The following is a 12,494-nucleotide window of genomic DNA, read 5'->3' on the forward strand; positions in this document are numbered from 1 at the left end:
TCAAATCCGTACCGCGTACCGTCGTTCCAGCCGGGTCGTCAGGCGCGCAATCGGGTAGATATAGGCGAAGAACAGCAGCATGATCGATCCGTAGAAGGGGATCAGCAGTTCTTCCCGCGCGCCGGCCGCCTCCATCGCCGCCTGTGCGTTTCCGACCGCTTCCTGCACGCCGAGGATCGACGCGATCGGCGTCGAGAGCGTGAGAATGGCGTACCAGTTCATCCAGGGCGGGATCATCCGTTTGACGCATTGCGGCAGGATGATCATCCAGATCGTCTGCATGCGGGAGAAGGCGAGGCTTTCCGATGACTCCCACTGGCCGTCGGGAATGGAGCGAATGGCCCCGCGCACGATCTCCGAGATGTTGGCCATCACGGGCAGCGAGAAGCCCACCGTCGCCTTGATCCATCCGGATATGAAATATGTCTCGCCGGCAATGCTGATCTGTGACGGGCTCAGGAAGATGATGGCGAACAGGATGACCAGCCAGGGCGTGTTGCGGAAGATCTGCGTTACGAACCACGAGATCCTCCGGACCCAGCTGATTACGGAGATCTGCATCAGGCCGAGAAAGAGGCCGAAGACCGTTGCCAGCATCATGGCCAGGAAGCTCATGACCAGATTCAGGACGAAGCCCTGGAGAATGAACGGCATCCACTGCAACAGCGTCTCGATCGGCCCGGAAACCCCCGGATCGCCTGTAGTCTGCGCCTCGGCCGCCGTGATCGAGGCGGCCAGGATGAGGATCAGCGCGCATCCCGGCCATAGGGGCAGTGAGGAGAGAAGCGAAGGGTGTGTTTCCCGGGATCGCCGGTGAACTTGGCGAACGGCCGCATCCAGGCCCGGGTCCAGATAGGGGGGCCGGCTCATCGACCATATCCCGGAAGCGACAGCCGGCGTTCCAGCTTGTGCATGCCCCAGGCCAGGATCGCGACGACGATGTTATAGTACAGGAACAGCACGAGCATCATCTCCGCGACATTTATGTTGTCCGACCAGATCTGGTTTGCGGCGTACGTGACCTCGGGTACCGAGATCGCATAAGCGAGGGAAGTCGTCTTCAGCAGGCTGATCAGATTGGCGTTCAGCGCCGGCAGGCAGATGCGGAGTGCCAGCGGCAGGATGACGTGGATGTAGGATCCGAGACGCGTGTACCCGAGCGCGTCGGCCGCTTCTTTGGTTGCCGTTGGCACAGCCTCGATGCCGGACCGGAAAATCTCGACATTGAAAGCGCCGCCGAAGCATCCCAGCGCAATGACTGCCCACCCGAAGGCGCTGATGACCGGCTCATAGTAGCCGCCGGCATCGATCTGTGGCGTGAAGGCGCCCAGGCCGAAGAAAAAGAACAGCAGCTGGACGAAGGGCGGCGTGTTCCGGAAGAATTGGATGTATCCGGCCACCACCGTCCGGAGCAGCCTCGACTGCGCGCCCTGAGCCCAGGCACCGATGATGCCGATGATGATGGAAAGAGTCAGGCAGGCAACGATCAGTTGAAGCGAAAGGACGATGCCCTCGAAAAGACGCTCCCATTCGAACGGATCATACAGGAAGACAAAGTTGATCCCGGTCGTCTCGTACAACTCGCGGAACACTGGCGCGATTTCTTCAAACAACCGCCTTCTCCCGCTTCTCTCGCATCAATTGAAGCTAAGTTCGGGGGATGGTGACGTGCCGCTCCCCCGACGACCGTTACTCGGCCAGATGGCTCCTGTCGTACGAGAATTTTTCATGCTGCTCCCTCAGCCAGGTAGCAGGCTCGATGTTCCAGGTCTTCGCAAGCTCGAGGAACCTGCCCGACGCGTGCCAGCCATAAATCATTCCGGACATCATCTTGCCAAAGACCTGATCCTTTTCCGCCAGCGGGACCGCGATTCCCCACACGCTCTGGTGCTGCGTCTCGAGCGGCATGACGTAGCCTTCCCACTCGTTGGCTGCCAGGGACTGCTGGATCGTGATGTCGTCGGACAGCCAGGCGACGCATTTGCCGCTGCGAAGAGCCTGTTTCGTTTCCGTGTTGCCCGGGAACGACACGATCCGCGGCCGGTAGGCGCGCTCCACGAGGTTGTTGTAGAAGAGCCCCTGCTTGGCGCAGACCGGCTTGCCCCTGAGATCTTCCCAAGCCGATATGGCGCCCTCCTTGAAGAGAACGTTGGCGCCGGACGTCCAATAGTTCGGCTCCACGATCCCCACCGCCTTGCGGCGATCCGGCAGGTCGGACATGGCACCGATGATCAGATCGATCTGTCCCTGTTGCAGGAACTGCATGCGGTTGGCGGATTCGATCACGACCAGCTCCAGATCGACCCCCATCACATCGGCGACTTCCCGGGCGAGATCGGGCTCGATGCCGACGATCTTGCCGCTCGGATCGCGGTATGACCAGGGTGGCAGCGCGCCCTGAACGCCGACGCGCAGGACGCCGCGGTCAAGGACCTCCTTGAAGTGCTCATTCGCCGCCTCGGCGCTTTTCACAGGGGAGAGTGCCGCTGTCAAGACAATGGCGCTGGCAGCCATTGCCTTCAGCCACCGAAACGACCTGATGCTGTGTATCATGGTACTTCCTTCCTCTCTGGGGGGGCGGATCAGGGGTGCGTCCTGGCTCAGGGAATGCCTGATAATTGTGCGGATCGGAGCGGCGTGCTACATCAAATTGCATATGCGAAGGGCGTCGAGCATTGCCGAATGGACGTTGCGGCTCGCGACAGCGTCGCCGATCCGGTGGAGTTCGAAACGGGCATCGGGACGAAAGCTTCTCGGCTGGGGACGGTTGTGTAGCAGTGCATCGATATCCGTGACCCCGTCATTGACCGACTGCTCGCGCAACTCGTGGTACAGGTCATCTGCAGGTATCGTGCCACGTTCGACGATTATCTGGTCCGCGGTCCGTTCGAAGCTTCTTGCCGTCATCGTATTGCGGAACGTCGCGGCGATCCTGTTCCCCCGCCGGCGCACGCTCACGATCTCGGCCTCGAACGTCGCCGGGATCTCCAGTTCGTAGAGGCGCTTTTTCCAGGTGGCGCGCTCGGCATAGGTCAACTCCTGGCCGATCTGCGGATCGATGGAGACGAGATGCACGCTGCGACCTTCCATCGCTGCCATCTCGACAGCTTGCGCCGCCGGGTTGCGGCCGGTCCCGTCGTAGACGATGATCTCGGGCGCCAATGGGACGGTTCCTCCCAGCGCATCCCACACGCTGGTGCAGTGCTCGGCGCCGTCAATCCAGTCAATGTCGGGCAAGCCGCCGGTTGCAATGATCACGATATCCGGGTTCTCGGCCAGGACATCCTCGCGCTCGGCGTAGAAGTTGGTGCGAACGAGCACGCCGAGGCGATCCAGCTCGGCGACACGCCAGTCGATGATTCCGCCATAATCGCGCCGCCAGCTGCCGCGGGAACCGAGAAGCAACTGCCCGCCGACACGGTCGGCCGCTTCGAAAACCACTACATCATGACCGCGCTCGGCCAGGATGCGTGCGGCCTCGAGCCCGCCAGGCCCGCCGCCGACCACGACGGCCTTCCTGGCCGGGGCCTTCGCGCGCTCGATGATCTGGGGCAGCACTGTTTCCCGGCCCGTTGCCGGATTGTGCAGGCAGTGCGGTCGGTAGGGCGACTGGCAGTGCGTGGCCCCGACGCAGGGGCGGATGCGGTCTTCCTGGCCGGCCTCGAGCTTCGCGACGATGTACGGGTCGGCTATATGCGCCCGCGTCATGGCGACCATATCGAGCAGACCCTCGCGGATCGCGTGGCGTGCGGAGGAAATGTCGGAGATGCGGGCCGCGTGGAAAACTGGCAGGTTTACGGCACGCTTGAATTCCCCGATCCGCTTGAGCCACGGCGCGATGGGAGAGGCCATGCCCGGAAGGATGTCGCTGACGAGCGTTCGCTCAGTATCCATGGAGCCGTAGAGCGCGTTGAAAAAGTCGATCGTCCCTTCACGCTCAAAGATGTGAGCGATTTCCAGGCAATCGTCGAACGCCAGGGCATCGCCCTCGCCCCCTTCGTCGACCGAGAGCCGGAGCCCGGAGATGAAATCGTCTCCCGCCTGCCTCCGGATCTCCTCAAAGACCATGAGCGGGAACCGTACCCGGTTTTTCAGCGAGCCGCCGAAGCCGTCGGTCCGCCGGTTCGTCTTGGGCGACAGGAATTGGCCTATCAGGTGGCCGCTGGCCAGTGTTTCCAGCCCGTCCAGCCCGCCTTCCCTGCAGCGTCGCGCCGCCTGTCCGTAAGCTTTAACGACCCGGTCGATGTCGTGCCGATCCATCTCCTTGGGAAAGCTCCGGTGCAGCGCCTCCCGGACGGGAGACGGTGCTATGGTTGGCAGCCATTTGTCGGAATAGGGCTCCCCTCGGCGCCCGAGGTGGGTAATCTGGATCATAAGAGCCGCGCCATGGCGGTGAATGCGCTCAGAAAACTCCTGGAAGAAAGGAATGATATCGTCCGCACCAACATTTAGTTGCCTAAATATGTTAGGGGAGTCCGGAGCGATATTGGATGAACCGCCGAACATCGTCAGCGCAATCCCTCCTTTTGCTTTTTCCTCGTGATAACATTGATAACGTTCTTTGGGAAGACCTCCTTCCTCAAGACCACTCGCGTGGCTCGTGCTCATCAGTCTGTTCTTGAGCGTCAGATGTTTTAGCTGAAAGGGCTGGAGGAGCGGGTCACTAGTGCTGATCCGATGCGCTTTCTGCTGTTCGTAAGCCGTCATTTCAACTAGCCATCTGGTATGTTTCGCAAAACCATGCTTGTCGCTGCCTCCAAGAATCGACGCCCTTTTCTGTACAGTCAAATCACTAATCTTGGCTCGGCTATGCATAACTGTTATACCGCTTGTTTAATCAGGAGGTTGGCAATGAACATTCGGCAATTGGAAGCTTTTCGAGCAACCATGATGGCGCAGACGACGATCGGGGCCGCCGAACTGCTCGGCGTGTCCCAGCCCGCCATAAGCCGCCTCCTCACGCAATTGGAGGCTTCACTCCGTCTGACGCTGTTCGACCGAACGAGCGGGCGATTGCAGCCCACGCCGGAAGCCAGGCTTATCTATGAGGAGATCCAGCGCACCTTCGCATCTGTCGACAAGATCCGTGAAATCGCGCGTGAGCTCCAGCTGGCCAATACCGGGATGGTTTCACTGGCGTCGCTCCCGGCCCTGGCAAGCGGGTTCGTGCCTGCGGCGATCGGCAGGTTCGTCACGAAGCATCCCGAAAGCCAGATATCGCTTAGAATACAGATGTCACCGCGGATCGAAGAGCTTGTGGCGGCTCAGATCGTCGATTTCGGCCTTGCCGAATACCCTTTCCAGCGCGCCGGTGCCGAGGTCGAGGAATTTTGCTCAGTACCCCTGCGGCTCGCAGTGCACTCGACGCATCGTCTGGCGAGACATAGGGAATGCTCACCTCCAGACCTGCAAGGTGAGAGGTTCATCTCGATGACCCACAACAATGTCGGCCGCAAGCTTGCCGATGACATATTCCAGCGCGCCGGGGTTCAGCGAAAACTGGTGCTTGAAGCACAGATTTTCAGTGCAGTGGCAGCCATGGTTTCGATGAACCTCGGCGTTGGGTTCATTGATCCTTTCACCGCCTATGACTACCGGGATCGCGGCATCGTGGTGATCCCGTTCTACCCGAGCGTGATACTGCGGATCGGTCTCCTGCACCCGGTTCACAGGCCTGCGTCCAGAGTCACGCGGGAATTCGTCTCATGCCTTAAAGCTTATCGCAAGGAAGTCCTGAGCCGCGTCTGAGTTCTGTTGCGGCATTGATGGGCATTGACGTGAACCTGTTCGCAGGCAGAATGTGCAGACCCATGCTGATCGGGACACTACTTTGAGCTGAAGGAAGGCTGACGCGCGGGAGAGCAGCGGGCTATGTCTGCGACCATCGTCAACCAACGTTGGCGCATAAAACGGCCTGCGCCTGGCGGTTCGGGGCCTTGACGAATATGGAGGCCGGCCCTCTGAAACTGAGAGCCGCATGCCGTACAAGATCAACCGGAGCCGTCGCCATAAGATGCCCGGACGATTTCCCGCCACCCGCCGCGGTGATCGTCCCGCCGCGGTCAACGCGGTGCCGGGCGACAAGGCGCGAACAGCTCCGACCCAGCGCGACCTGCGCATCCTGCTGAACCGGGGGCGCGGCGGCTCGGCTGGCAGAAGGCGGTCGGATATGGCCGCCGCTCCCTTGGAGAGGTCGCCATGCTGCGCTACCAGGTCGTCAACGGCCGAAGTCTCCGGGCCCGGACTCTGCCTAGCCAGCCGGTCGAGGCGAACCCCTCTGTGCCAACGTCGGATGCAAAGTTCTCAACAGCATGACCAAACTCGTGCAAGGTCACCCGAGCAACACATCCCGAGGTCGAAATCCGCCCTACAGACGAATTTCGCACCAGTTGCGACAGGCGCGGCTCGGTCGGTGCCATCCCGGCGCCGGGATAGCGATTCCGGTTCGCACGCGGTTTTACGCTCGCTGCCGGCATCAGTGCCGGCCTGCGCGAGAGCCTAGGCGTTCTAGCGCCGGGCCCGGGTTTTGCGGCAGCAGGACAACGGGCACCCGGCAGCCCGGCTCCCCCAATCCGCCAGCCAGGTGTCCTGGTCGGCGAGGACGGCCAGCCGATCGCGCCACACGGTATCGGGCATGGCCCACCGCGGCCGTGCCGGGGTTCCCCGATCACCGCCGGCAGCGCCGCCGCGAACGGGCGGGCTGACGGTGGGGCTCCGGCCTGCAGGATCGTCCACGCGTCTCAGCCGTTCTTCGCGCCTTGTGCAACCCAATCCCGCAATGCTCCGCGATCGGCCTTTCCCGTCCGCCCAAGCGGCAGCGCGGCCGAAAAATGGAAGACGTCGGGGATCTTGAAGCGTTCGATCCGTTCGGCGGCCCAGTCGGCCAGCGACCGGGCGTCCACCGCCGCGCCGGCGCGCGGCACCACCATGACATGCAGCCGCTCGCCGAGCAGCGGATCGGGCACGCCAGCTGCCAGCGCCGCGACCACGTCGGGATGGCTGCAGAACAGCCTGTCTATTTCCAGCGGCGCGATCTTGTTCCCCCCGCGCGAGACGATGTCCTTCGCCCGGCCCGCCAGCTCGACGGTACCGTCGGGGCGCCGGCGCGCCAGGTCGCCGGTACGGAACCAGCCATCGGCGAAGGAGGCGGCGGTCAGGTCGGGCCGGTCCAGATAACCCAGCATGCCGTACGGCGTGCGGATCAGCAGTTCCCCGGCGCCGCCCGCACCGGCGTCGGCCGGCTCGGCGATCCGGAACGCCACTCCGGGAGTGGGCATCCCGATCGTGCCGGGAGCCGCTGCCCGCAGGTCCGGCGTGACGCAGAAATCGCAGGATCCGGTCTCGGTGAGCCCGTACAGGTCGTACAGTCCGGCCGCCGGGAAGGCCTCGGCGATCCGGGTGCCCAAGCCCTCCCCCAGCGGCTCGCCGCCGGTCAGGATCCGCGTCAGGTCCGGCGCGGCCGGCGGCGGGGCCGCCTCGGAGAACAGGGCGCGCAGCATGGTCGGCACGAACGCGGCCGTGGTCACGCCGGACCCGAGCGCCGCCCGCGCCGCGGCGGGAGTGAACTTCGGCATCATCGTCAGCCGTCCGCCAGCCAGGACGGTGACCAGCGAGACCCAGATGCCGAAGATGAAGGTGACCTGCAAGGGCAGCAGCGTGTGCGGGCCGTGCGCGATGCCGAGCACCGACCGGAGCACGTCGAGCTTTCCGGCGAGCCTGTCGTGACCGATCACGACGCCCTTCGGCGCCCCGGTCGAGCCGGAGGTGAAGATCACGAGCGCCGCCCCGTCGAGGAGAGCGCGTCCGGGCGGCGGCGCGTCGGCGACCCGCGCCGCCTCGCCGGTCGCCCCGTCGAGGACCAGCCGGACGCCGGTGGCCTCGCGCAGGGATTCGAGTACCCGGCCCGGCGTCGTCGCGTGCACCGGGACCGCAACCGCCCCGGCCCGCCACGTTCCGAGCAGGGCGGCGAAGTCCGCCGCGCGGTTGCCGACACTGACCAGCACGGGCTCGTCCGGTCCGATCCCGTGCCGTGCGAGTTCCGCCGCGACGGCACCCGCCCGTGCCAGGATCCCGCCGGCATCGAGCCGGCCGCCGGGATCCTCGACGATCGCACCGGACCCCCGCTCCAGCCCGTCGTCCAGCAGGGATGCCAGCCGGCCCGTCATTGGCCGGACCCTCCCGGGAACCGGCCGTCGCGCCAGGCGATCGCCGCGCGCAGGCCCCGGGCGCGGGCGATCTCCATGAACTCCCGCTTGTCGGGCGAGCCTTCCCCCTCGATCTGCAGGTCGATGTCCAGCGCCGCCTCCAGGGCCTCGCCCATGCCCATGATCTCGAAGGCCCGGTTGATCGCCCGCTTGGTCTGGCGGACCAGGTTCGGATCGATCGCCGCGATGTGGCGGGCCGTCCGCTGCGCCTCCTCCAGGAGCCGGTCGGCCGGCACCACGCGGTTGACCATGCCGATCTGCAGGGCACGGTCGGCGGGGATCCGGTCCTCTCCGGTCAGGATGATTTCCTTGGCGATCTTCGGGCCGACGATCCAGGGCAGGATCATCACGACGATGCCGGCGCCGAACTTCAGTTCGGGCTCGCCGAACACGGCTTTCTCGGACGCGACGGTGATGTCGCAGGCGAGCGCCAACTCGCAGGCTCCCGCCAGGCAATGGCCGTTGACGGCGGCGATGGTCGGCTTGGACAGGCGCCAGAACCGGATCACCGGATCGAAGTCGTTGCGCAGCAGGGTTCGCCACTGCGCCATTCCGGACGGCCGCTTCTCCATCTGTTCCTTGAGGTCGAAGCCGGAGGAGAAAGCGGATCCGGCGCCGGTCACCACCACCGCCCGGATGTCGGGATCGGCTTCGACCTCGTCGAGCGCCCGGTCGATTTCCCGCAGCATGGTCTGGTTGATCGCGTTGAGGCGATCCGGCCGGTTGAGCACCAGCGTGGCGACCCCGTCGCCCTTTTCGAGAAGGATCGTCGCGTAAGTCATGGAAGAGGGTTCTCCGGGGTGGGACGGGTCGGGATGATCATCGCCTGCCTCCGGCGATGGCGAGGGCGGCGGGGTCGGCCCGGAGGCGCAGCATGGCGACGATGCCGAGGAACGGGCCGATCGCGAGCACCGTGAAGGCGAACGTCCAGCCGACCAGGTCCACGACGAAGGGCAGCAGATGGATGCTCGCCAGCGTCAGCAGGAAGCCGATGCAGGTCTGGACCGTCAGCATGGTGCCGACCAGCGACCGGTCGGACAGTTCCGCGACGGTCGCCGAGAACTGGCCGCTGTCCGCGATGATGCTGATACCCCACACCATGCCGACCGCCACCACCAGCGCCGGCGGTCCGTGGAACAACAGCCCGATCGTCAGCGCGCAGACGCCGCTGACGGCCATCGACGCCGAGGTGACCAGCGTGCGGCCCCAGCGGTCAGCCAGCCACCCCCCGGCCAGCGCGCCGACGGCCCCGGCGCCCACCGCGGCGAAGGTCGCGAGTTTCGCCGCGGTCGAGGAATCCTCGCCGAGCGTCTGCGCGAAGCTTGCGTGGATGAAGACGCCGAACCAGGCCCACATCGCGTAGAGTTCCCACATGTGGCCGAGATAGCCGAGATTGGCGAGCCGCAGCGGCCGGTTCCGCCAGGCTTCCAGGGCGTTGCCCAGCCGCAACGGCGGCGCCTTGGCGACATTGGGACCGATCTGCGCGAAGATGATCAGCACGCCGGCCAGCGTCGCGGCAGCCGAAGCCGCGATGTACGGCACCCGCCAGTCCACGCCGCCGAACGCGGCCAGCAGGTGGGGCGAGGCGGAACCCAGCGTCAGCGCGGCGATCAGCAGGCCGATCAGCAGGCCGAGGTCGCGCTGCGCCCAGGTGCTGGCAAGCTTCATGCCGACGGGATAGACGCCCGCCATGCACATGCCGGTCACGAAGCGGAGCAGCGGAACCATGGCATCGATCGGCTCGAAGGCGAGTATCGCGACGTTCGCCGCCGCCGCGACCAGGGCCGATCCGCAGAACAGCCGACGCAGGTCCAGCCGGTCGGGCAGGCTGAGCAGGGCGCTGACCAGGGTCCCGGCGACGAAGCCGGCCTGGACGCTGCTGGTCAGCAGCGCCTCCTGGAAGGCACTGAGGTTCCATTCTTCCCTGATGCCGGCGAGCGACGCCGTCGTGGCGAACCAGACCGACATCGCCGCAACTTCGCTCACCAGCAGCAAGGCGAGGGAGAGGGTCTTGCCGGCCGGCCATGCGGTTGAAGTTTGCCCGTCGAGGCTAGCCATCTCCGATCACTGCCCCGTCGCCGCGGACCCGGCCAGCGGACAGCCGCTGTCCTTCAACGGCCGGAAGGCCTGATCGCCGGGGATGGTGCTGACCACATTGTAGTAGTCATAGGGCTGCCTGGCCGCCGACGGCGATTTGACCTCGAACAGGTACATGTCGTGGATCTTGCGCCCGTCGATCCGAATGCTGCCCTTGCCGAACAGCGCGTCATCGGTCGGCATCGCCTTCATGGCCTCGACCGCGTGGCGGCCGGACCGGGCCGCGGCCTTGTCCGGCATCGCGGCAACCGCCTTCATCCAGTGTAGGATCGAGGCGTAGGTGCCGGCCTGGTTCATCGTCGGATACCGGTCGCCGGTGCGCTTGACGAACCGTTCGGTCCAGGCGCGGGTGCCCTCGTTCAGGTCCCAGTAGAAGGCCTCGGTCAGAAGCAGTCCCTGGGCGGTCTGCAGGCCGATCGAATGGACGTCCGTCAGGAACACCAGCATCCCGGCGAGTTTCTGCCCGGCGTCGGTCAGCCCGAACTCGGCCGCCTGCTTGACCGCGGTGATGGTGTCCCCACCCGAATTGGCCAGCGCCACGATCTGCGCCCCGCTGCCCTGCGCCTGCAGAAGGAACGAGGAGAAGTCGTTGGTCTGGAACGGCGCCCTGACCTGACCGGCGATCTCGCCGCCGTTCGCCGTGATGATCGACATCGCGTCGCGTTCCAGCGCGTGCCCGAAGGCGTAGTCGGCGGTCAGGAAGAACCAGGTCTTGCCGCCGCCCGCGATCACCGCCCTGGCCGTGCCGTTGGCGAGCGCCCAGGTGTCGTAGGTCCAGTGAACGTTGTTCGGCGTGCAGGCTTTGCCGGTCAGGTCGGACGTGCCGGCGCTGGCGATCAGGAAGACCTTGTCCTTCTCCCGGGCGATCTCGGAGACCGCGAGGGCGATCGACGAGGTCGGCACGTCGGCGACCACGTCGACCTGGTCGCGGTCGAACCATTGGCGCACGATGTTCGCGCCGACGTCGGGTTTGTTCTGGTGATCCGCCGACAGGATCTCCACCCGGAACCCCTTCGCCTCGGGATCGAAGTCCTCCACCGCCATGCGGGCGGCCTCGACGGATCCCAGGCCGGCGATGTCCGAATAAAGCCCTGACTGGTCGTTGAGCACGCCGACACGGAAGACCGGCAAGGCGTCATTCTGGGCCTGTGCCGGCGCGATCGTTGCCAGAAACACCGCGGCAAGCAGGCTTGCTGTCCTGAAGTGCATTTCCTGATTTCCTCCCTATCGGAGATGCGCGGGCCATGCTCCCGCCATCAACCCGCATGAGGCCGGCCTCGCCTGTTCCCCGGGGCTTCTCCGTGCCCGGCATTGGACCGGCTGGGCTCAGGCTCGCTCTGCCCTGACCTATTTGTCAAACAAATAATGGTTTGACTTTTTTCGGCGCCATCCGCAAACCTGTGCTACGGTGCCCGGAAGACTGAGACGGCGGGGATGCGGGAGAGAATGGGCATGGAGTTCAAGGACGTGGTCACCGCCAGTGCCGCGCGCCAGATCGCCGAGAGCATCCGCTCCGCGATCCTGGACGGGCGGCTCAAGGTGGACGAGCGGCTGCCGACGGAGGAAGAACTGGCCCAGCAGTTCGGCGTGTCGCGCCCGACCGTGCGCGAGGCGTTGAAGCGCCTGGCGGCGCAGCACCTGATCCGGTCGCGCCGTGGCCCGACGGGCGGCAACTTCGTCGCCAGCCCGGCGCCCGAGGAGGCGGCCCTGTCGCTGGCGAACGCCACGACGCTGATGGTCGCGGTCGGCGACTTCGGCCTGGACGACGTGGCGACCGCCCGGCTGGAGTTGGAATCGGTTTGCTGCCGGCTGGCCGCCCGGCACCGGTCCGACGCCGACCTGGAGGCCATGCGGCGCGAGCTGGGGCGCCAGCGCGACTCTACCTTGACGGACGAGGAGTTCTGCGCCTCCGACGTGCGGTTCCACCGGGCGCTGGTCGATGCGACGGGGAACGCGCTGCTGCGCTTCGTCATGCATTCGGTGGTCGAGGCGCTCCAGCCCGTCAGCAACATGATCATCTTCCGCGTACGCGACCGCCAGACCATCGCGGATTTCCACGAGCGCGTCCTGGATGCGGTGGAGCGGCGCGACGGCGAGGCCGGCGTCGCCGCGCTCCGCGACCTGATGGCCTATATCCGCGACCGCTACCGCGAGGCACTTGAACGCCGGGCCGAGCGCGCCGGCTGAGCCGAC

At 65.4% G+C, this 12,494-nt stretch carries 10 protein-coding genes and 1 pseudogene; 3 read left to right on the forward strand and 8 right to left on the reverse strand.

Annotation, left to right across the window (positions count from 1 at the left end; all coding sequences use genetic code 11):
- The 4 genes from JL101_RS29560 to JL101_RS29575 form a co-directional block, all read right to left on the reverse strand.
- Complete coding sequence (locus JL101_RS29560) at nt 1–870, reverse strand: amino acid ABC transporter permease (RefSeq protein WP_203103219.1); 870 nt, start codon at nt 868–870, stop codon at nt 1–3.
- Nucleotides 867–1,613 (reverse strand): amino acid ABC transporter permease, encoded by a 747-nt coding sequence (locus JL101_RS29565; RefSeq protein WP_211111302.1) that lies wholly within the window; start codon nt 1,611–1,613, stop codon nt 867–869. Before JL101_RS29565 ends, JL101_RS29560 begins: the two co-directional genes overlap by 4 nt.
- A 76-nt stretch (nt 1,614–1,689) precedes the next feature.
- Complete coding sequence (locus tag JL101_RS29570) at nt 1,690–2,553, reverse strand: transporter substrate-binding domain-containing protein (RefSeq protein WP_203103221.1); 864 nt, start codon at nt 2,551–2,553, stop codon at nt 1,690–1,692.
- Nucleotides 2,554–2,640: 87 nt separating this feature from the next.
- Entirely contained in the window at nt 2,641–4,707 is a 2,067-nt protein-coding gene (locus JL101_RS29575) for an oxidoreductase (RefSeq protein WP_203103223.1), read from the reverse strand.
- Between the two features lie 144 nt (nt 4,708–4,851).
- Between JL101_RS29575 and JL101_RS29580 the strand changes: the two genes are divergently transcribed.
- Together JL101_RS29580 and JL101_RS29585 are read left to right on the forward strand one after the other, a co-directional pair.
- Entirely contained in the window at nt 4,852–5,748 is an 897-nt protein-coding gene (locus JL101_RS29580) for a LysR substrate-binding domain-containing protein (RefSeq protein WP_203103225.1), read from the forward strand.
- A gap of 251 nt (nt 5,749–5,999) precedes the next feature.
- A pseudogene (locus tag JL101_RS29585) lies at nt 6,000–6,323 on the forward strand (IS5/IS1182 family transposase); the annotation flags it as partial.
- 417 nt (nt 6,324–6,740) lie between these two features.
- Here the strand turns inward: JL101_RS29585 and JL101_RS29590 are convergent.
- From JL101_RS29590 to JL101_RS29605, 4 genes are read right to left on the reverse strand one after another with little or no spacing between them, the layout of a single operon-like run.
- Nucleotides 6,741–8,165, reverse strand: a complete 1,425-nt coding sequence (locus JL101_RS29590) for a class I adenylate-forming enzyme family protein (RefSeq protein WP_203103227.1) — start codon at nt 8,163–8,165, stop codon at nt 6,741–6,743.
- Nucleotides 8,162–8,986, reverse strand: a complete 825-nt coding sequence (locus JL101_RS29595) for an enoyl-CoA hydratase/isomerase family protein (RefSeq protein ID WP_203103229.1) — start codon at nt 8,984–8,986, stop codon at nt 8,162–8,164. Before JL101_RS29595 ends, JL101_RS29590 begins: the two co-directional genes overlap by 4 nt.
- A gap of 37 nt (nt 8,987–9,023) precedes the next feature.
- Nucleotides 9,024–10,262, reverse strand: coding sequence for an MFS transporter (locus JL101_RS29600; RefSeq protein ID WP_203103231.1), 1,239 nt, complete (start codon nt 10,260–10,262; stop codon nt 9,024–9,026).
- A 6-nt stretch (nt 10,263–10,268) separates the two neighbouring features.
- Entirely contained in the window at nt 10,269–11,510 is a 1,242-nt protein-coding gene (locus JL101_RS29605) for an ABC transporter substrate-binding protein (RefSeq protein ID WP_203103233.1), read from the reverse strand.
- 243 nt (nt 11,511–11,753) lie between these two features.
- Here JL101_RS29605 and JL101_RS29610 point away from each other — a divergent pair, with 243 nt between their 5' ends.
- Nucleotides 11,754–12,488: a FadR/GntR family transcriptional regulator gene (locus JL101_RS29610; protein ID WP_407697454.1), complete on the forward strand. Its 735-nt coding sequence runs from the start codon at nt 11,754–11,756 to the stop codon at nt 12,486–12,488.
- Nucleotides 12,489–12,494: the final 6 nt, after the last annotated feature.

The organism is Skermanella rosea (genome assembly GCF_016806835.2).
Lineage (GTDB): Bacteria > Pseudomonadota > Alphaproteobacteria > Azospirillales > Azospirillaceae > Skermanella > Skermanella rosea.